The sequence below is a fragment of the Pseudomonas palmensis genome (assembly GCF_049942755.1).
Lineage (GTDB): Bacteria > Pseudomonadota > Gammaproteobacteria > Pseudomonadales > Pseudomonadaceae > Aquipseudomonas > Aquipseudomonas palmensis.
Window position 1 is genome coordinate 5434241 of record NZ_CP187958.1, and the last position, 19448, is coordinate 5453688.

Genomic DNA, 19448 nt, shown 5'->3' on the forward strand with positions numbered 1-19448 from the left:
CACGGCGAGGGCACGATTTCTCCCGCATCGTGCGCTCACGCCGGTTGCCCGTTGTCGCTGCCGGCGGGCTTCGCTATAGTCACGCCCTGGCGTTCTCCGCGCCTGCCGTCCGCGCAAAGGGCCACGCCCCGGTACAGAACAGCCTCATTCGTCGATACGACTCCCGGCCTGCAAGCGGACAAGGCCCGACCCAGGAGATCGTATGCTCGCCGCCCTGCCCCCGCACATCTGCCATGACGGCAGAATCAACCTCGAACACCAGCGCAAACGCGCCAAGACCCTGCTCAGGCACCTGCTGGCCGGCACTGCGCCGGCGCACTTCAAGCCCCTGCCCCACAGCCGCGCCCCACGCCTGGCCGATGCGCAGTGGCTGATCGCGCAGGAGCTGGGCTTTGCCAGCTGGCCAAGGCTCAAGGCGCATGTCGACGCCATCGACTTTGCCGCACGCAACCCCGGCTTCGAAGCCGACGACGAAGCCCGCAGCGTGCATTGGCGGTGCGGCAACGACATCGCCCATACCCTGCGCCTGGCCGGTTTCAAGGGGGCCTTCCATACCTTCATCGACCCGCTGTGCATGGGCCCGGTACCGGCACTGCCGGCGCAACCGTTGCTCGCCCTGCGCAACGATTACATCAGCCGCGTGTTCGGCATGCCAGAAGCCGACGTGGCGCGGCGCAGTGCCGAGGAGTACGCCGCCCTGGCGCAGCTCGACGGGTGCCCGCACGCCGTGCTGTGGTGCGAGGCGGATGCCTATGACCAGTTGTTCCTGATCCGCGTGCTGGCGGGCATCGAGCAGTTGCCCGAGTGCCTGGAACTGATCGAGATCAGCCAGGTGCCGGGTGTGCAGCGTTTCATCGGCATCGGCCAGCTCGCGCCGGACCTGCTGGCCTGGCTGTGGCCCCAGCGTCGGCGCCTGGACGAGGCAGCGCTGGCGCTGGCCCGGCGTGCCTGGGCGGCGTACTGCGCGCCCTCGCCACTGGCCTGGGCGCAGCTGGCCCATGCGCCAAGCCCGGCACTGCCCTTGCTGGCGCCGGCATTGCTGCGCCAGTTGCAGGAACTGCCGGGGCTGGCCGACGGCCTGTCGCTGACCGAGCGCCTGGCCCTGGGCATCGTCGCCGAAGCCGGCAGCCTGGCGTTCGGCCGGGTGTTCGCAGAGCTCATGGGCAGGCGCGAGCCACTGCCGTACCTGGGCGACCAGATGTTCCATGCGCTGATGCGCCCGCTGATCGATGCGCCCACGCCGTTGCTGTTCGAAGCGGACGTTCACCTGCCCTGGCCGCAACGCAGCCTGACCCTCACGGCCCTGGGCCAGCGGGTACTGGCAGGTGACGCCTACTGGCTGGACCAGGCGGCCCCCGAACGCTGGGTAGGCGGTGTACGCCTGCAGGCCGGGCTGGCGCACTGGGCACTTGATGCCCATGGCCAGCCGGTGTGGCGCCACCAACCGTCCTGATGCCTGCCGAACGACCGCCGACCTAGCCAAAGGTCGGCACCCCAAAACGTAACAATATGTACAAAGCACGCGGTTGATTGTTTATGCTGGCCTGCTCATGCCATGGCGCATAGCCACATCGACCTGTTAATCGACCATGAAAATCTTTCTTGTTCTACTGTTTGTCTTCTCCATCGCCTACGTGCACCTGCGCGGGCGCGTGCGGCACAAGCTCACCCGCCAGCTGGGCGATCACTCCAGCTTCCTGGCCCCGATCAACGTGTTCCTCTACCTGTTCTCCCGGCTGCCGGCCAAGCCTTACCTGCCGGTGGAGGCCTTCCCCGAGCTCAAGCCGCTGCAGGACAACTGGCAGGAAATTCGTGCCGAAGCCCAGCAACTGCTGCACGTGGGCGAAATCAAGAGTTCGCAGAGCCATGACGACGTCGGCTTCAACTCGTTCTTCAAGAGCGGCTGGAAGCGCTTCTACCTGAAGTGGTACGGCGAAAGCCACCCGTCGGCCATGAAGCTGTGCCCACGCACCACCGAACTGCTGCAGGGCATCGGCACGGTCAAGGCGGCGATGTTCGCCACCCTGCCGCCGGGCTCCAAACTTGTGCGCCATCGTGACCCGTATGCCGGCTCCTACCGCTACCACCTGGGGCTGGACACGCCCAACGACGAGGCCTGCTATATCTGCGTCGACGGCGAGAACTACCACTGGCGCGACGGCGAGGCGGTGATGTTCGACGAAACCTACATCCACTACGCGGCCAACCACACCGAGCACAATCGCATCATCCTGTTCTGTGATGTGGAGCGACCGCTGAAGTACCGCTGGGCGACGGCGTTCAACCGCTGGTTCAGCCGCAAGGTGATGGCCGCCGCTGCGGCGCCGAACGATGCGGGCGACAAGACCGGCGGGATCAACCGGCTGTTCACGCGCATCTACAAGATCCGCGAGCGCGGCAAGGCGCTGAAGAAGCGCAACCGGCTGCGCTACTACCTGGAGAAGTGGGCGGTGGTGGCGCTGTTGCTGCTGGTGTTCATCTATATCTGAGGTGGCCCTTTCGCCGGCAAGGCCGGCTCCTGCCGGCGGCGCGTGAGCCTGTGGGGGCCGGCCTTGCGGCAAAACGGCCCCTACCAAAGTACGCCCCCACCCCGACCATCGACCAACGGCGCCCCAGTGCCGAAAAAACTAGCTTCACTGTTCATTTTGTCGCAACACAAAAAGGTGAAGACGATGAGCATGATGGACTGGGATGGCTACCGCAAACAGCTGATGGCCGGTATCGGCGACCTCAAGCAACTCTCGCCCGGCACGGTCGACGGCTACATGACCGCCAGCGGCGCCGGGGCCAAGACCAACCACCTGGACGCAAAGACCCGCGAGCTGATCTCCCTGGCCGTGGCGGTGACCACCCGCTGCGACGGCTGCATTGCGGTGCACTCGGCGCAGGCGGTCAAGCAAGGCGCCACCCGTGAGGAAATCGCCGAGGCCCTGGGCGTGGCCGTGGCGATGAACGCCGGCGCCGCCCTGGTGTACTCGGCGCGCGCACTGGATGCGGTGGGCAAGGCCGGGGAGTAACCCGGCCTGGGGCCTGCGCTCAGGGCTGCGCAGGCCGCTCCATCAGCACCACCTCGATCGGGTCGCCGCCCACCCCGTGGGAGAAGAAGTCGCGCCCCTTGGCGACAAACCCGTGACGCTGATAGAAGCCCTCGGCATTGAGCGTGGACTCGATCTTGATCACCTCCACACCCGGCGCCCGGGCCTTGGCCAGGCCCGCCTCCAGCAGGCGGCTGCCCAGTTGCTGGCCGGCCGCCTGCTGCAGCACGAACAGGCGCGTGACTTCGCCAGGTTCAGCATCGACAAAACCGACCACCGTCTCACCCTGACATGCCACCACCATCGAGCCCTTGGCAATGGAACGCTCGTAATCCTCATGGGTTCGCTGGCCCATCCAGCCGCGCAACTGCTCATCCGAATAGCGCCCACCCGCCAATTGCGTGATCGACTGGTGCGTCACCGCAAACACCGCTGCCCCATCGCCGGCCCGGGCCGCGCGCAAGGTGATCGACTCCATGGGTTCCCTTCCCCTGTGAATGCATGAGCCGCCACTCTAGCCGGCCTGTACGGTGGCCTCAACCACCCGGGTTGGTGAACTGGATGTACAGGCAGAAGCTGCCCAGCAGCAGCCAGAAGCCGATGAACAGCCAGGGCGTGCGCATGGAGAACAGCAGCGACTTGCAAAAGCCCTTGTGGCTCGATTCCAGCTCGTTGAACAGCGGCGATTCGTCGTAGGCCAGGCCCATGGCCGGCTTGCTGTGCAGCAGGTTGCTCTGTTTGAAGTGCCAGTGATCGATGATCAGGTAGGCCGCGCGTATGCCCGGCCAGGCGTTGAGCGAACTGACGATGCCAAGCAGCGCCATCAGGCACGGCACCACCAGGGTGAACAGCTTGCCCCATTCGGGGTTGAGGTTGGCCATCGACGAGGCAAAGGCGATCACCAGGAACGACTGCGCCGTGAGGTAGGCGTTGGTCCGGTTGGACAGCAGGCTGGTTTCGTACTGGATCTCGCGCCGGTAGAAGTCCAGGCGCTCCTTGGGCGAGCCGAACAGCAACGGGTCGTCTTCGTCGCTCGATTGCACGGGTAAGGGCTGGGTGATGATTTTCGACATGTCTGGGTATCCGCAACCAGTGGTCGAATTTGGAGCCCACCCCGGCGCCAGCGTTCAGTTGATTGCGCCGGTCGGGGCGCAATCCCTTAGAATGGCGCCCCACCCGCCCCCTTCGCCCGCCAAGGATTCCCATGCTGCAGATCCGCCCGATGACCGCCGCCGATTTCGACCGCTTCTGGCCCACCTTCCAGGCCGTGATCGCGGCGCGGGAGACCTACGCCTACGACCCGAACCTGAGCCTGGAGCAGGCCCGGCACCTGTGGCTGGAGGTGCCGCTGCACACGCTGGTGGTCGAGGACGAGGGCCAGTTGCTGGGCGCGTACTACCTCAAGGCCAATGCCGCAGGCCCCGGCAGCCATGTGAGCAACTGCGGCTACATGGTCGCCGAGGCCGCCCGCGGGCGCGGCGTGGCGCGGCTGATGTGCGAGCACTCCCAGCGCCTGGCACGCAACGAGGGCTTCCTGGCCATGCAGTTCAACTCGGTGGTGGCCAGCAACGAGGTGGCCGTGGCGCTGTGGCACGCGCTGGGCTTCGAGACCGTCGGGCGCCTGCCCAGGGCCTACCAGCATGCCCGCCTGGGCCTGGTCGACTGCCTGGTGATGTACAAGTGGCTGGGTGAAATGACTGCGCCCGAGCAGCCAAGGCTGATCGGGCGCAAGAACATCGAGGCGGTGGTGTCGCGCAAGCGCGGGCGCTAGCCCTTAGAACGCAAGGCCGACCTTGATGCCGAACTCGTCACGCTTGAGCTTGATGTTGTCGGCCACTTCCGAGTCTTCGTCCAGCTTGTACTCGGTGCGGGTGTAGTACAGGCCGGCCATCACCGGCATCGAGCCCTTCTGGTTCATCAGCAGGCTGACTTCGGCATAGGGGTTGGTACGGTCCTTGAGGTCGACGGTGTCGTTGCCCACGTCTTCGACATGCAGCTTGGCCTTGCTGTCCAGCGAACGGCGTGCACCGGCTTCCAGGCGCAGGGTCATGTCGTCGAACTGGTGGTTGTAGCCCAGCGCGGCCTTGGCGAAGGGGGTGCGACCGGTCAGCTTCATGTCGTAGCCGTTGGATTCCAGCTCGTAGCGCGACCAGTTGTAGCCGCCGCCCACGATCAGGTCGACCGAGTTGCGCGCATCGATCGCGGCGCGCCAGCCCAGGTCCACGTCGGCCTGGCCTTCCTTGAGCTTGGTGTCGTTGTGGTCGCCGTACTTGAGGTCGACACCGGCCTGGTAGATGAAGCCGGATTCAGCGGTGAGCTTGTTGCCGAAGTTGAAGAACAGGCCGCCTTCACCCATGCGGTCGGTATCGGACTCGCTGCCGCCTTCGAGCTTGAACTTGTTGTAGGCGCCGAGAACACCAAAGGTTGCAATCGGGTCGGTGGGGGCTGCGGCCAGTGCACTCAGGGGGGCGGCCAGTACCGCCAGGGCCGAGGTCTTGAGCAGCAGGTTGCCGAATCGCTTGGACATCACTTTCAGTCTCCATTTATGTGAAAGGCACTCGGGGTCGAATGCGACCTTTCGAACCCCGGGCGTTTCAAAAAGTTCAGACGAAGGCTCTGGGGTGCGGGTTGTGTCACAGAAACCGTGTCGGGCGTTCACAAAACCCTGTGGGAGCTGGCATTGCCAGCGAAGGCAACGCCGCAGATATACAACCGATGGAATGTTTGCAGCAGCGCGCAGTCCGATTCTTCAAGCCCCAGCCATCAGGAGTACCGCATGACTGCACGCAAACTGTTCACCACCCTTGCCCTGCTCGGCAGTGTCGCCCTGGTCCAGCTCCCGGCCCAGGCCGCCGAGCCCAGCGTGGTCGCCCCCGAGTCCCCGACCCGCGAGCTGAAGGTGCACGACAAGGCCCCCGACCTCTACAAGCGCGACGACATGGCCCTGCGCGGCTGGAAGGAAAAGGGCCTGAGCCAGCCCGACGAAGACAGCCAGTGGGTCAAGATCCAGGACAACTACGTGCTGATCGAAATCACCAACGGCACCATCAAGAAAATCGTGCCTGCCAAGGGCTAACCCAGCGCCGGCAGGCTGTAGCGCTCGGCGAAGTACTGGCGCAGGAACTCGACCGCCACGCGTACTTTCGCCGAGCTGGCCAGGGGCGAGGTGTACACCGCCCAGATGTCCGCCGCCTGGTGATAGTCCTCCAGCACCGGCACCAGCCGGCCATCGGCCAGGCTGTCGTGCACATCCCAGTACGAACGCAGCAGTATCCCCCGCCCGTCCAGGCACCATTGGTGCGCCACCTCGCCGTGGTTGGTCGACAGCCCGCCGGTCACCCGCACGCTCTGCTCGCCCTGCGGCCCCTGTAGTTGCCAGACGCCGAACGGGTGGTCACGCTCCTTGATCACCAAACAGTCATGGCTGCTCAACTCGGCCAGCTGGCGCGGCGTGCCGCGCCGTTGCAGGTAGCCCGGTGCGGCGCACAGCACGCGCCGGTTGTGGGCCAGCGGCTTGGCGATCAGGTGCGGGGCAATCACGTTGCCCACGCGGATATCCAGGTCTACCCCCTCCTCGATCAGGTCCACCAGGCGGTCGTGCACGTCCAGGCGGATATCCAGCTGCGGGTAGCGCTCGGCCAGCTCCGATAGCGCCGGCGCCACGAAGCGCCGGCCCAGGCCCAGGCTACTGGCGATACGCAACTGGCCCACCGGCACGCGGTGCTGGGTGCTGATGTCGTCGCCCATGCGCTGCACCGTCTCGAAGATCTGCAAGGCCCACTGGTAGACCCGCTCGCCCTCCTCGCTCAGCGACACCCGCCGCGTGGTGCGGTGCAGCAGGCGCACGCCCATCTGCTGCTCGAGCAGGCGCACACGCTTGCTGATGAACGCGGCCGACATGCCCAGTTGCTCGGCCACCGCGGCAAAGCTGGCGCGCTTGGCCACCTGGACAAAAATGTTGAGGTCTTCGAGGTTGGGCAGACTATTCACGATATGTGCACAAAGAATTCATGTTGGGCGAGATTATCTCTGACCCAATGGCTTATAGCATGCGCTCACCTGTTCCCAAACAACAACGAGTGAGCCGCCATGACCAAGACCTTCAAGATTGCCGCCATTCCTGGCGACGGTATCGGAAACGAAGTGCTGCCCGAGGGCATCCGCGTTGTCGAAGCCGCCGCGCGCAAGCACGGCCTGGACATCCAGTTCGAATTCTTCGAGTGGGCCAGCTGCGACTATTACCTGGCCCACGGCAAGATGATGCCCGATGACTGGTTCGAGCAGCTCAAGGGCTTCGATGCGCTGTACTTCGGTGCGGTCGGCTGGCCCGACAAGGTGCCGGACCACATCTCGCTGTGGGGCTCGCTGCTCAAGTTCCGCCGCGACTTCGACCAGTACGTGAACATCCGTCCGGTGCGTCTGTTCCCCGGCGTACCCTGCCCGCTGGCCGGTCGCGAGCCGGGCGACATCGACTTCGTGGTGATCCGCGAGAACACCGAGGGCGAGTACTCCTCGCTGGGCGGTCGCATGTTCGAAGGCACCGAAAACGAGTTCGTGCTGCAGGAGTCGGTGTTCACCCGCCGCGGCGTCGACCGCATTCTCAAGTATGCCTTCGACGTGGCGCAGACCCGCGAGCGCAAGCACGTGACCTCGGCCACCAAGTCCAACGGCATGGCCGTGAGCATGCCGTACTGGGACGAGCGCACCGCCGCGATGGCCGCCAACTACCCCGAGATCAGCTGGGACAAGCAGCACATCGACATCCTCTGCGCACGCTTCGTGCTGCAGCCGGACCGCTTCGACGTGGTGGTGGCTTCCAACCTGTTCGGCGACATCCTCTCCGACCTGGGCCCGGCCTGCGCCGGCACCATCGGCATCGCACCGTCGGCCAACCTCAACCCCGAGCGCAGGTTCCCGTCGCTGTTCGAACCGGTCCACGGCTCGGCGCCGGATATCTTCGGCCAGAACATCGCCAACCCGATCGCGATGATCTGGTCCGGGGCGCTGATGCTGGAGTTCCTCGGCAATGACGGGGCCGACCCGCGCTACCGCGCCGCCCACGACGACATCCTCGGCGCCATCGAGCGCGTGATCGCCGCCGGCGACACCACCCGCGACATGGGCGGGCAGAAGTCCACCCAACAGGTCGGCCAGGCCATCACCGCGCTGATCGAAGGGTGAACCAACGGGCCGGTTGTCTGAATTGCCAGACAATCCGGCCCGTCACCTCTTGCGAGCCCACAAGATTCTAGGCAGAATCTGTTAACCAAAAGATAGTAGTTAACTTATAGTTAACAGAAGGAGGACGCTTTACCGCACTACCCCCGGATTGCCTGCCGGGTACAGATAAGAACGCCAACGTCCAGGAGACGATGATGTCGCACAAGAATAAAAAACAGATAGATGTGTTCCTGATTACCGTGAGCCTGATTGCCGTGCTGCTCACCGTGATCGGCCTCGCCGTGTTTCCCTCCCAGGCCGAACAGGCCGCCAACCAGTTGTTCGAGATTGCCACCCGTACCTTCGGCACCAGTGTCCAGGTGCTGGTATTCGGCAGTTCGCTGGCCGTGCTGTATCTGGCGTTCAGCAAGTACGGCAACATCCGCTTCGGCAGCGGCAAGCCCGAGTACTCCACCCCCACCTGGGTGTTCATGTTCATCTGTGCCGGCATGGGGTCCTCGACCCTGTACTGGGGCGTGATGGAATGGGCCTACTACTACCAGACCCCTGGTCTGAACATTGCCGCGCAATCGAGCCAGGCGCTGGAATACAGCGTCAGCTACTCGTTCTTCCACTGGGGCATCAGCGCCTGGTCGATCTATGCCCTGGCCTCGCTGGCCATGGCCTATCACTTCCACGTGCGCAAGAAGAGCGGCCTGAACCTGGCCTCGATCGTCGAGGCGGTGACCGGCTTCAAGGCCACCGGCCCGATCGGTCGCACCGTGGACCTGATCTTCCTGCTGACCATGATGGGCGCGCTGACCGTGTCGCTGGCGCTCACCGCCTCGACCCTGACCCGCGGCCTGCATGACCTGGCCGGCACCCCCGACACCTTCACCGTGCAACTGATGGTGATCGGTGCAGTGGCCATCCTGTTCTCGCTCAGTTCCTACATCGGCATCGATGGCGGCCTGCAGCGCCTGAGCAAGATGGTGTGCATCGGCGCGCTGGTGTTCGCCGGCGTGGTGCTGCTGGTGGGCCCGACCCAGTTCACCATCAACAACACCGCCAACTCCATCGGCCTGATGGTGCAGAACTATGTGCGCATGAGCCTGTTCACCGACCCGGCCGGCGACGGCGCGTTCACCCGCAACTGGACGGTGTTCTACTGGCTGTGGTGGGTGTCCTATGCCCCGGGCGTGGCCATGTTCGTGACCCGTGTGTCCCGTGGGCGCCAGCTCAAGGAAGTGGTGTTCGCCCTGCTCGCCGGTGGCAGCGTGGGCTGCTGGTTCTTCTTTGGCGCGCTGGAAAGCTACAGCATGCACCAGTTCATCAACGGCGCCATCGACGTACCGAAGATCCTCAGCGAGCAAGGCGGCGAATCGGCGGTCAGTGCCCTGCTGACAGCACTGCCGATGGGCAAGGTGTTCCTGGGCGTGTACCTGTTCATCATGGCGGTGTTCTGCGCCTCGCACATGGACGCTGCCGCCTATGCCGTGGCGGCCACCAGTACCCGCAACCTGCGCGAAGGCGACGACCCCACCCCCACCCACCGTCTGTTCTGGTGCGTGGTGCTGACCCTGGTACCGCTGGCCATGCTGTTCGCCAAGGCCTCGCTGTCGACCATGAAGACCGCCGTGGTGCTGACCGCGATCCCGTTCATGGTGATTCTGCTGATCAAGATCTACGGCTTCTTCAAGTGGATGCTGCAGGACTACGGCCACGTGCCGGCCCACCGCATCGAGGAAGAGGCCGCGCGCCTGGCCGGCGAGCAGCCCGAACAGCCTGAACCCGTTGAACAACCCGCAGCGGCCCCGGTAACCGCGACGGCCCGCTGAGTCGCTGACCCCGACCCACCTGCACGGATGCAGGCCTGACGGTCCTTTTTTTTGCCTGCTCTGTTAACCAATAGATACACGTAAACCAATAAGTAAAAGCCAATTGAACAACGGTGCGCCGGCCTGGCTGGACGCCCCCGTGAGGAGATAGCAATGAACGACTTCAAACGCCTGCCCGCCGATTTCTGCGCCAGCGCAGACGAGGCCTTCACCATTCCGGCCAAGTTCTACACCCAGCCTGCGGTGTTCGAGCACGAGAAAGAGAACATCTTCGCGCGCAGCTGGATCTGCGTGGGTCATCGCAGCGAAGTGGCCGAGAACAACGCCTACATCACCCGCGAGATCATCGGCGAGAGCATCATCGTGGTGCGTGGTCGCGACAGCGTGCTGCGCGCCTTCTACAACGTGTGCCCGCACCGTGGCCACCAGTTGCTCAGCGGCAGCGGCAAGGCCAAGAACGTGATCACCTGCCCGTACCACGCATGGACCTTCAAGCTCGACGGCGAACTGGCCCACGCACGCAACTGCGAGAACGTGGTCAACTTCGACAAGCAGAACTCCACCCTGGTGCAGCTGCGCGTGGAAGAGTACGCAGGCTTCATCTTCATCAACATGGACATGGCCGCCGGGAGCGTCGAAGACCAGCTGCCCGGCCTGCAGGCACGCATGCGCCAGGCCTGCGCGGTGATCGACGACCTGCACCTGGCAGCACGTTTCGTCAGCGATACCCCGGCCAACTGGAAGTCCATCGTCGACAACTACCTGGAGTGCTACCACTGCGCCCCGGCGCACCCGGGCTTCTCCGACTCGGTGGACGTCGGCCAGTACAGCCACACCACCTACGGCAACTGGACCCTGCAATATGGTCTGGCCAAGCCGTCGGAGCAGTCGTTCAAGTTCGACGAAAGCGTCAAGGACCCCTCCTTCGCCGGCTTCTGGGCATGGCCGTGCACCATGTTCAACGTGCCGCCAGGCGCGAACTTCATGACCGTGATCTACGAGTTCCCGGTCGACGCCGAAACCACCCTGCAGCACTACGACGTGTACTTCCTGAACAAGGACATCACCGAAGAGCAGCAGAAACTCATCGACTGGTACCGCGAGGTGTTCCGCCCCGAGGACCTGCGCCTGGTCGAAAGCGTGCAGAAGGGCCTCAAGTCCCGCGGCTACCGTGGCCAGGGCCGGATCATGGCCGACCGTGAGCGCAGCGGCATGAGCGAGCACGGCATCGCCCACTTCCACAACCTGATCGCCGTCGCCCACCTCAACGACTGACAACGCCCGCCCCCGGTACGCCGGGGGCGGCATGGAGTGCCTTGCGTGAAACTCAACGATCCCACACTGCTGCGCCAACAGGCGTACATCAACGGCCACTGGTGCGATGCCGACGACGGTCGTCAGGTCGAGGTCTGCGACCCGGCCAACGGCGAGCGCCTGGGCAGCGTGCCGCTGATGGGCGGCGCCGAGACGGTACGCGCCATCGAAGCCGCCGAGGCCGCGCTGCAAGGCTGGCGCGAGCGCACCGCCAAGGACCGCGCGCAGGTGCTGCGCCGCTGGTTCGAACTGCTGCTGCAACACGAAGACGACCTGGCCCGGCTGATGACCTTCGAGCAGGGCAAGCCACTGCACGAGGCACTGGGCGAGATCCGCTACGCGGCCTCGTTCATCGAATGGTTTGCCGAGGAAGGCAAGCGCGTCTACGGCGATGTCATCCCCAGCCCTTCCAACGACAAGCGCCTGCTGGTGATCAAGCAGGGCATCGGCGTGTGCACCGCCATCACCCCGTGGAACTTCCCGGCGGCGATGATCACGCGCAAGGTGGCCCCGGCCCTGGCCGCCGGCTGCACCATCGTGGTCAAGCCGGCCAACGAAACCCCCTTCTGCGCCCTGGCGCTGGTGGAGCTGGCCGAACGTGCAGGCATCCCTGCCGGGGTGTTCAGCGTGGTCACCGGTGATGCGGTGGCCATTGGCGCCCAGTTCACCGGGCACCCGGCCGTGCGCAAGCTGAGCTTTACCGGCTCCACCCCGATCGGCCGGCTGCTGATGGGTCAGTGTGCCCAGAGCATCAAGAAGGTGTCGCTGGAACTGGGCGGCAACGCGCCGTTCATCGTGTTCGACGATGCCGACATCGACGCCGCCGTCGAAGGCGCGCTGGCAGCCAAGTACCGCAACGCCGGCCAGACCTGCGTATGCGTCAACCGTTTCTACGTGCATGACAGCGTGTATGCGCAGTTCACCGAACGCTTCGTGGAGCGCGTGCGCGCCCTGGGCGTGGGCCACGGCACCAGCGCCGCGAGCCAGGTCGGCCCGCTGATCAGCGACAAGGCCGTGGCCAAGGTGCACAGCCTGATCGACGACGCCATGGCCAAGGGCGCCGACCTGCTGCTGGGCGGCGAAGCCCATGCGCTGGGCGGCAACTTCTTCGCACCCACGGTGCTGGCCAACATTGCGCCGGGCACCCAGCTGCTGCAGGACGAGATCTTCGGCCCGGTGGCGGCCATCGTGCGCTTTCGCAGCGACGAAGAGGTGATTGCCCAGGCCAACGACACCCTGTACGGCCTGGCGGCGTACTTCTACAGCCGCGACATCGCCCGGGTGTTCAAGGTGGCCGAGGCACTGGAGTACGGCATGGTCGGTATCAATACCGGGCTGATCTCCAATGAAGTGGCGCCGTTTGGCGGCGTCAAGCAGTCGGGCCTGGGCCGCGAAGGCTCGCGCTACGGCATCGAAGACTATCTGCAAATCAAGTACCTGTGCCTGGCCGTGTGAGCCAGTGGCAGTCGAGGTGAATCATGGCCAACAAATACGAGATGTTCAGTGTGCAGGTAACCGCCGTCGAGCAGGCGACGCCGCTGATCAAGCGCTTCACCCTGGCCCGTGAGGACGGCGCGCCGATGCCGGCATTTACCGGTGGCAGCCACGTGATCGTGCAGATGCAGGGCGCCGACGGGCGCCAGTTCAGCAACGCCTACTCGCTGATGAGCGACCCGCGCGACACCCGCAGCTACCAGATCGGCGTGCGCCTTGAAGAGCAGTCCAAGGGTGGCTCGGCGTTCATGCACCAGCAGGTCGAGGTGGGCAGCGTGCTGACCATCTCCAGCCCCAACAACCTGTTCGCGCTGGACCCGAGCGCGGGCCGGCACGTACTGATCGCCGGCGGCATCGGCATCACGCCGTTTCTGGCGCAGTTGCATGAACTGGAGGCCGGCAGCACCGCCTACGAGCTGCACTATGCCTTTCGCAGCCCCGAGCATGGCGCGTTCCAGGCCGAACTGAGCAGCGGGCCGCATGCGGCCAACACGCAGTTCTACATCGACAGCCTGGAGCGCAAGCTGGACCTGGCCGCGCTGTTTGCGGGCCTGGATGACGCGGCGCATGTGTATGTGTGCGGGCCCAAGCCGCTGATCGATGCGGTGATCGCCACCGCAGCGTCGCTGGGCATTGCCGAGCAGCGCGTGCACTGGGAGCAGTTTGCCGCGGCGCCGGTGACCGGCGCGGCGTTTACCGTGGTGCTGGCGCGCTCGGGGCAGGAGTTGCAGGTGGAGGAAGGCATGACCATCTTGCAGGCCATCGAGAAATCCAAGGCGGCCAAGGTGGAATGCCTGTGCCGCGAGGGTGTGTGCGGCACCTGCGAGACCATGATTCTGGAGGGTGAGGCCGAGCATTTCGACCAGTACCTGAGCGATGAAGAGAAGGCTTCGCAGCAGAGCATGATGCTGTGCGTGTCGCGGGCGCGCACGGCCCGGCTGGTGCTGGACCTGTAGATCGAATCGCGGGTCAAGCCCGCTCCCACAGGTGCAGTGCAGTTCCTGAAAACACTGCAATCCCTGTGGGAGCGGGCTTGACCCGCGAATGGCCTGCGCAGCAGGCCCAAGGTCTCAAGCCGGGCGCAGCACCAGCACCGCCAGTGGCGGCAGGTTCACCGCCAGCGACAGCGGCTGCCCATGGCTGGGCAACGCCTCGCTGTTCACCGCCCCGAGGTTGCCGTAGTTGGACCCGGCATACACCTGGGCATCGCTGTTGAGCACCTCCACCCACTGTTCGCCAAACGGCACCCCGATGCGATAACCCTCCCTCGGCACCGGCGTGAAGTTGGCCACCACCAGCAACGGCTCGCCCTCGGCGCTCCAGCGCAGCCACGCATACACGCTGTTGCGCGCATCGTCGCCGATCAGCCACTGGAACCCTTGCGGCACGCAGTCCTGCTGATGCAGCGCCTTCTCGTCGCGGTACAGCCGGTTCAGGTCGGCCACCAGCGACTGCACACCCTTGTGCTCGGGGTACTGCAACAGGTACCAGTCCAGTTCCGCGTCATGGTTCCACTCGCGCCACTGGCCGAATTCGCAGCCCATGAACAGCAGCTTCTTGCCCGGATGGCACCACATGAAGGCCAGGTACGCGCGCAGGTTGGCGAACTTCTGCCAGCGGTCGCCCGGCATCTTGTCGATCAGCGAGTGCTTGCCGTGCACCACCTCGTCATGGGAAATCGGCAGGATGAAATGCTCGGAATACGCGTAGATCAGGCCGAAGCTCATCTCGTTGTGATGATGCGCACGGTGGATCGGGTCGTTCTGGATGTAATGCAGGGTGTCGTGCATCCAGCCCATGTTCCACTTGTAGTTGAAACCCAGGCCGCCCTGCTGGGTCGGCTGGCTGACACCCGGCCAGGCGGTGGATTCCTCGGCGATCACCAGCGCCCCCGGCGCCTCCTGGGCCACCACGTCGTTGAGGTGGCGCAGAAAATCGATGGCCTCCAGGTTCTCGCGCCCGCCGTGGCGGTTGGGCACCCATTCGCCGGCCTTGCGCGAATAGTCGCGGTACAGCATCGAGGCCACCGCATCCACCCGCAGCCCGTCGATGTGAAAATGCTTGAGCCAGTGCAATGCCGAAGCCAGCATGAAGCCGTGCACCTCGTTGCGCCCCAGGTTGTAGATCAGCGTGTCCCAGTCCTGGTGGAAGCCCTCCAGCGGGTTGGCGTACTCATACAGTGCGGTGCCGTCGAACTGCGCCAGCCCATGTTCGTCGGTGGGAAAATGCGCCGGCACCCAGTCGAGGATCACGCCGATGTGGGCCTGGTGGCAGGCGTCGATGAACGCGGCGAAATCCTCGGCCGTGCCATAGCGCGCGGTGGGCGCGAACATCGACAACGGCTGGTAGCCCCACGAGCCGCCAAACGGATGCTCCATGATCGGCATCAGCTCGATATGGGTGAAGCCCAGCTCCTGGATGTAGGGCACCAGCCGCTCGGCCAGTTCGCGCCAGTTGTAGTAGCGGGCCACTTCACCGCTTTCATCCAGCTCGCATTGCCAGGAACCGGCGTGCAGTTCGTAGATCGACAGCGGCGCGTTGGTGGCCTGGTGCGCCGCACGCACGCGCATCCAGCCCTGGTCCTGCCACACATGGCCCAGCGCGGCGGCCACCTTCGAGGCGGTGCTGGGCGGCAGCTCGGTGGCCAGTGCCAGCGGGTCGGCCTTGAGCGGCAGGATGCCGTCGGGCCCGAGCAGTTCGTACTTGTACGTCTCGCCGGCCTGCAGGCGCGGGATGAACAGCTCCCACACACCGCTGGGCACGCGCTTGCGCATCGGGTGGCGGCGCCCGTCCCAGTTGTTGAAGTGACCGACCACCGACACCCGCCGCGCATTCGGCGCCCACACCGCAAAGCGCACCCCGTCGATGCCGTCAACCTGTGCGGGCTGCGCGCCGAATACCTTGGCCAGGTCGCGATGATTGCCCTCGGCGAACAGGTACAGGTCCATCTCGCCCAGCAGCAACTGGGTAAAGCTGTAGGGGTCTTCGGTGACCTGCTCGCCCCCTGCCCAGTTGATGTGCAGGTCGTACGCCTGCGGTTGCTGCAACCGCCCGCTGAACAGCCCGGGCACACTGCCCTGCTCCAGCTCCAGCAGCACCTGCCCACTGTCACGGGCCAGCGCCCGGGCACTCAGGGCATCGGGCAGGTAGGCGCGTATCCACTGCCCGCCCGCGCCATCCGGGTGCGGCCCGAGCACCGCGAACGGGTCGCCGTGCCTGGCATTGACCAGGTCATCGATATCCCTTGTGCCCAACCCAGCCTGTTCCCGCTTGTGCGCGCTCATTCATTCTCCCCACGTACTGACAAGCCCATGGAGGCCATGCAAGGGCACGGCCAACCAGCTCGGGCGATTCTCGGCTTCATACATAATTTCGTAGGCAGCCTTTTCCAGGCTGAACAGGTCCAGCGCCGCGCGTGCCCCGCCGGGCTGTTCCCAGGCGTGCGGCAGGTCGGCGGTGGCCAGATCGTAGGCCTGAACAAAGGCATGCCGGGCCTGGTGCAGGTAGCGCCGCGCCACGCGCTGACGGGCCTGGCGGGCCGGCGGCGAGACGTCCACCCCCGACGCGCTGCGCAACACCATCGCAGCAGCATAGTCGAACGAACGCAGCACGCCGCTGACGTCCTTGTACGGGCTGTGCTTGCCGCGTCGCTCCTCCAGCGGGCGCGCCGGCTCGCCTTCGAAGTCGATCAGATAGGCATCGCCCTGCACCACCAGCACCTGGCCCAGGTGCAGGTCGCCGTGTACCCGTATCAGCACGCCACCGACCGCCTGCATGGCCAGTTCGCTGACCTGTTCGAGCAGGCCCTTGCGCTGCTTGCCCAGGTCGTCGACCAGCGCCTGGCTGTCGGCATCCAGCTCATCGCGGTGCTGCTCCAGCAGGTCGAACGCCTGGTTGAGCTGGGCGCTGACCTGCTTGCCCCAGGCCTTGCCATCGCGCGCGCTACTCACCCGCGGCTTGAACGCCGGGTCCTGGGTGGGCGCGGCCAGCACCTGGTGCATCTGGCCCAGGCGCTGGCCCAGCTGCGCGGCAAAGGCCTGCAGCTCCTGCAAGGCATCGGCATGGGCCTGCGGGGCCTGGGTGCCGGGTTCCATTTCGTCGCGAATCGCGCGTTCCAGGGTGTTCTGGGTCCAGTCCCAGGCGTCGCCTTGGTTGCTCAGGTAGCCCTGGGCGATCATCAGCAGGTGCGGCTGCCCGGTGGCGTCCACCCGGCTCAGCCAGCCCAGCAGCGGTGATATGTTCGGGTAGCGGGCGGCAGTGAGGTAGGCGCTCATCTCGAGCTCGGGGTGGATGCCGCCATTGACCCGGCGGATCAGCTTGAGCACCAGGCTGCCCCCTACCACCACCGAGCTGTTGGACTGCTCGGCCGACAGGTAGCGCACCGCCGGCTCGTCGCCCAGCTCCAGGGCGGCCAGCTGCTCGGTGGCCTGGAACTGCAACTCGCCGTCGCTGCAGCTCAGGCGCGTGCCATCGGCAAAGCCGGCCAGCACCGCGCGAATGAAGCTTTCGAGCACGAAACCATCGGTGATCAGGCCCACCTGGCGCCCCCGGCGTACCCGTGACAGGGCCAGTTGCTGGGGCAATGCGCTGGTCAGCTGGTCTTCGCCGATCAGGCCGAACGGCAACTGATAGCGGCTGGTCTGCCCGCCGCTGTCGACCTCGATTTCACTGAGCAGCACGGGGCTGGTGGCCGCACCGAAGCGCACGCCATAGGCGATGCGCACCTTTTCCACCGCGGCGCCCTTGCCCGCGAACCAGCGGCGCTTGGGCAGGTACTGCGGCAGGATGGCGTCTTGCAGGGTGTCGCGCGACGGCGATTCGAGCAGCTCTTCCATGCGTTTCTTGAGCACCACGGTGGTGAACTCCGGTAGCGGCTGCGCGGGCTGCACATGCCAGCTGGGCATCTGGTCCCTGGGCGCGAGCAGGAACCAGTAGAAGCCATAGGGCGGCAAGGTCAGCAGAAACGGCAGTTGGCCGATCGGCGGGAACGCGCTGCCGCCGAGCATCTCCACCGGCACCTGGTCGACATAGGCCGAGAGGTCCAGCTCTGCCGCCTGGGCGGCGCGGGACACGTTGGCCACGCACAGAATGGTTTCGCCCTTGCCGTCGCTGCCGGTGAATTCGCGGACATACGCCAGGATGCGGCGGTTGCTGGGCGAGAGCATGGTCAGGCTGCCGCGGCCAAAGGCCTTTTGTTGCTTGCGCACCGCCAGCAGGCGACGGTTGAAGTTGAGCAGCGAATGCGGGTCGCTGGCCTGGGCCTCGACGTTCACCGACTGGTAGCCGTACAGCGGGTCCATGATCGGCGGCAGCACCAGGCGTGCCGGGTCGGCGCGGGAGAAGCCGCCGTTGCGGTCGATGGACCATTGCATCGGCGTGCGCACGCCGTCGCGGTCGCCCAGGTAGATGTTGTCGCCCATGCCGATCTCGTCACCGTAATACAGGGTCGGGGTGCCCGGCATCGACAGCAGCAGGCTGGTCAGCAGCTCGACCCGGCGTCGGTCGCGTTGCAGCAACGGTGCCAGGCGCCGGCGGATGCCCAGGTTGATGCGCGCGCGACGATCCTGGGCGTAGTAGTTCCACAGGTAGTCGCGCTCGCGGTCAGTGACCATCTCCAGGGTCAGCTCGTCGTGGTTGCGCAGGAAGATCGCCCATTGGCAGTTGGCCGGGATCTCCGGGGTCTGGCGCAGGATGTCGGTGACCGGAAAGCGGTCTTCCTGGGCCAGCGCCATGTACATGCGCGGCATCAGCGGAAAGTGAAAGGCCATGTGGCACTCGTCGCCCTGCCCTTCGCCGAAGTACAGCTGGGTGTCCTCGGGCCACTGGTTGGCCTCGGCCAGCAGCATGCGGTCGGGGTAGTTGGCGTCGATTTCGGCGCGGATCTTCTTCAGCACCTGGTGGGTTTCGGGCAGGTTCTCGTTGTTGGTGCCATCGCGCTCGATCAGGTACGGGATGGCATCCAGGCGCAGGCCATCCACGCCCAGGTCGAGCCAGTAGCGCATCACCCCGATCACCGCCTTGAGCACCTGCGGGTTGTCGAAGTTGAGGTCGGGCTGGTGCGAGTAGAAGCGGTGCCAGAAGTACTGGCCGGCAACCGGGTCCCAGGTCCAGTTGGAGTGCTCGGTGTCGAGGAAGATGATGCGCGTGCCGTCGTACCTGGTATCGGTGTCGGACCACACATAAAAGTCCCGCGCCCTGGAGCCGGGCTTGGCGCGCCGGGCCTTCTGGAACCACGGGTGCTGGTCGGAGGTGTGGTTGATGACAAGCTCGGTGATCACCCGCAGGTTGCGCTTGTGCGCCTCGGCGATGAAGCGTCGCACGTCGGCCAGGGTGCCGTAGTCGCTGTGCACGGCCTTGTAGGCGGCGATGTCGTAGCCGTCGTCGCGCCGTGGCGAGGGGTAGAACGGCAGCAGCCACAGGGTGTTGACCCCAAGCTCGGCGATGTAGTCGAGCTTGGCGATCAGGCCGGGAAAATCACCGATGCCGTCGCCGTTGGAGTCGAAGAACGACTTGACGTGCACCTGGTAGATGATCGCGTCCTTGTACCACAGCGGGTCGTTGATGAACGTGGCTGGGCGGGCTTTCTTCGCCATGTACGACTCCTTCT

16 protein-coding genes are annotated in these 19448 nt (G+C 65.3%); 10 read left to right on the plus strand and 6 right to left on the minus strand.

Annotated features, from left to right (window positions below; translation table 11 throughout):
* Positions 1–202: 202 nt before the first annotated feature.
* The 3 genes from ACPRTJ_RS25130 to ACPRTJ_RS25140 all read left to right on the plus strand — a co-directional run bounded on the left by ACPRTJ_RS25130 (position 203) and on the right by ACPRTJ_RS25140 (position 3017).
* The gene (locus ACPRTJ_RS25130; protein ID WP_054914405.1) at positions 203–1453 is read left to right on the plus strand and encodes a DUF1835 domain-containing protein; all 1251 of its coding nucleotides are present in this window, start codon (positions 203–205) and stop codon (positions 1451–1453) included.
* Between the two features lie 136 nt (positions 1454–1589).
* Positions 1590–2489: a lipid A hydroxylase LpxO gene (lpxO, locus tag ACPRTJ_RS25135; RefSeq protein WP_043860248.1), complete on the plus strand. Its 900-nt coding sequence runs from the start codon at positions 1590–1592 to the stop codon at positions 2487–2489.
* Between the two features lie 183 nt (positions 2490–2672).
* Complete coding sequence (locus ACPRTJ_RS25140; RefSeq protein WP_078481264.1) at positions 2673–3017, plus strand: carboxymuconolactone decarboxylase family protein; 345 nt, start codon at positions 2673–2675, stop codon at positions 3015–3017.
* 19 nt (positions 3018–3036) lie between these two features.
* Here the strand turns inward: ACPRTJ_RS25140 and ACPRTJ_RS25145 are convergent, their stop codons facing one another.
* Both ACPRTJ_RS25145 and ACPRTJ_RS25150 read right to left on the minus strand, forming a co-directional pair.
* Positions 3037–3513, minus strand: coding sequence for a GNAT family N-acetyltransferase (locus tag ACPRTJ_RS25145; protein WP_426427519.1), 477 nt, complete (start codon positions 3511–3513; stop codon positions 3037–3039).
* A 58-nt stretch (positions 3514–3571) separates the two neighbouring features.
* A complete protein-coding gene (locus ACPRTJ_RS25150; protein ID WP_043860251.1) occupies positions 3572–4108 on the minus strand; it encodes a hypothetical protein in 537 nt (178 codons plus the stop codon).
* A 131-nt stretch (positions 4109–4239) separates the two neighbouring features.
* Here ACPRTJ_RS25150 and ACPRTJ_RS25155 point away from each other — a divergent pair, with 131 nt between their 5' ends.
* A complete protein-coding gene (locus ACPRTJ_RS25155; protein WP_043863946.1) occupies positions 4240–4806 on the plus strand; it encodes a GNAT family N-acetyltransferase in 567 nt (188 codons plus the stop codon).
* A 3-nt stretch (positions 4807–4809) separates the two neighbouring features.
* Here ACPRTJ_RS25155 and ACPRTJ_RS25160 read toward each other — a convergent pair whose 3' ends face one another.
* Positions 4810–5562 (minus strand): outer membrane beta-barrel protein, encoded by a 753-nt coding sequence (locus ACPRTJ_RS25160; protein ID WP_043863947.1) that lies wholly within the window; start codon positions 5560–5562, stop codon positions 4810–4812.
* Between the two features lie 249 nt (positions 5563–5811).
* Here ACPRTJ_RS25160 and ACPRTJ_RS25165 point away from each other — a divergent pair, with 249 nt between their 5' ends.
* Positions 5812–6111, plus strand: coding sequence for an RcnB family protein (locus ACPRTJ_RS25165; protein WP_043863948.1), 300 nt, complete (start codon positions 5812–5814; stop codon positions 6109–6111).
* Here the strand turns inward: ACPRTJ_RS25165 and ACPRTJ_RS25170 are convergent.
* Complete coding sequence (locus tag ACPRTJ_RS25170) at positions 6108–7025, minus strand: LysR substrate-binding domain-containing protein (RefSeq protein WP_104572521.1); 918 nt, start codon at positions 7023–7025, stop codon at positions 6108–6110. The two genes, ACPRTJ_RS25165 and ACPRTJ_RS25170, sit on opposite strands and share 4 nt — an antisense overlap.
* Before the next feature lie 99 nt (positions 7026–7124).
* On the opposite strand from ACPRTJ_RS25170, the gene ACPRTJ_RS25175 reads away from it, so the two are divergent.
* From ACPRTJ_RS25175 to ACPRTJ_RS25195, 5 genes are all read left to right on the plus strand, one after another.
* Positions 7125–8216, plus strand: a complete 1092-nt coding sequence (locus tag ACPRTJ_RS25175; RefSeq protein WP_043863950.1) for a tartrate dehydrogenase — start codon at positions 7125–7127, stop codon at positions 8214–8216.
* A gap of 194 nt (positions 8217–8410) precedes the next feature.
* Positions 8411–10033: a BCCT family transporter gene (locus ACPRTJ_RS25180; protein ID WP_043863951.1), complete on the plus strand. Its 1623-nt coding sequence runs from the start codon at positions 8411–8413 to the stop codon at positions 10031–10033.
* 153 nt (positions 10034–10186) lie between these two features.
* On the plus strand, positions 10187–11308 hold the full coding sequence (locus ACPRTJ_RS25185; RefSeq protein WP_426427522.1) for an aromatic ring-hydroxylating oxygenase subunit alpha: 1122 nt from the start codon (positions 10187–10189) through the stop codon (positions 11306–11308).
* Positions 11309–11353: 45 nt separating this feature from the next.
* Positions 11354–12802, plus strand: a complete 1449-nt coding sequence (locus ACPRTJ_RS25190) for an NAD-dependent succinate-semialdehyde dehydrogenase (RefSeq protein WP_327781055.1) — start codon at positions 11354–11356, stop codon at positions 12800–12802.
* A 23-nt stretch (positions 12803–12825) separates the two neighbouring features.
* Positions 12826–13797, plus strand: a complete 972-nt coding sequence (locus ACPRTJ_RS25195; RefSeq protein WP_054914401.1) for a PDR/VanB family oxidoreductase — start codon at positions 12826–12828, stop codon at positions 13795–13797.
* Positions 13798–13911: 114 nt separating this feature from the next.
* Here the strand turns inward: ACPRTJ_RS25195 and glgB are convergent, their stop codons facing one another.
* Together glgB and treS are read right to left on the minus strand one after the other, a co-directional pair.
* The gene (gene glgB / locus ACPRTJ_RS25200) at positions 13912–16125 is read right to left on the minus strand and encodes a 1,4-alpha-glucan branching protein GlgB (protein WP_043863955.1); all 2214 of its coding nucleotides are present in this window, start codon (positions 16123–16125) and stop codon (positions 13912–13914) included.
* Complete coding sequence (treS, locus tag ACPRTJ_RS25205; protein WP_196933071.1) at positions 16126–19434, minus strand: maltose alpha-D-glucosyltransferase; 3309 nt, start codon at positions 19432–19434, stop codon at positions 16126–16128.
* Positions 19435–19448 lie beyond the last annotated feature (14 nt).

Coding starts and splice junctions, on each gene's coding strand:
- ACPRTJ_RS25130 (WP_054914405.1), top strand. CDS start 203: ATGCTCGCCGCCCTGCCCCCGCACATCTGCCATGACGGCAGAATCAAC.
- lpxO (WP_043860248.1), top strand. CDS start 1,590: ATGAAAATCTTTCTTGTTCTACTGTTTGTCTTCTCCATCGCCTACGTG.
- ACPRTJ_RS25140 (WP_078481264.1), top strand. CDS start 2,673: ATGAGCATGATGGACTGGGATGGCTACCGCAAACAGCTGATGGCCGGT.
- ACPRTJ_RS25145 (WP_426427519.1), bottom strand. CDS start 3,513: ATGGAGTCGATCACCTTGCGCGCGGCCCGGGCCGGCGATGGGGCAGCG.
- ACPRTJ_RS25150 (WP_043860251.1), bottom strand. CDS start 4,108: ATGTCGAAAATCATCACCCAGCCCTTACCCGTGCAATCGAGCGACGAA.
- ACPRTJ_RS25155 (WP_043863946.1), top strand. CDS start 4,240: ATGCTGCAGATCCGCCCGATGACCGCCGCCGATTTCGACCGCTTCTGG.
- ACPRTJ_RS25160 (WP_043863947.1), bottom strand. CDS start 5,562: ATGTCCAAGCGATTCGGCAACCTGCTGCTCAAGACCTCGGCCCTGGCG.
- ACPRTJ_RS25165 (WP_043863948.1), top strand. CDS start 5,812: ATGACTGCACGCAAACTGTTCACCACCCTTGCCCTGCTCGGCAGTGTC.
- ACPRTJ_RS25175 (WP_043863950.1), top strand. CDS start 7,125: ATGACCAAGACCTTCAAGATTGCCGCCATTCCTGGCGACGGTATCGGA.
- ACPRTJ_RS25180 (WP_043863951.1), top strand. CDS start 8,411: ATGTCGCACAAGAATAAAAAACAGATAGATGTGTTCCTGATTACCGTG.
- ACPRTJ_RS25185 (WP_426427522.1), top strand. CDS start 10,187: ATGAACGACTTCAAACGCCTGCCCGCCGATTTCTGCGCCAGCGCAGAC.
- ACPRTJ_RS25195 (WP_054914401.1), top strand. CDS start 12,826: ATGGCCAACAAATACGAGATGTTCAGTGTGCAGGTAACCGCCGTCGAG.
- glgB (WP_043863955.1), bottom strand. CDS start 16,125: ATGAGCGCGCACAAGCGGGAACAGGCTGGGTTGGGCACAAGGGATATC.
- treS (WP_196933071.1), bottom strand. CDS start 19,434: ATGGCGAAGAAAGCCCGCCCAGCCACGTTCATCAACGACCCGCTGTGG.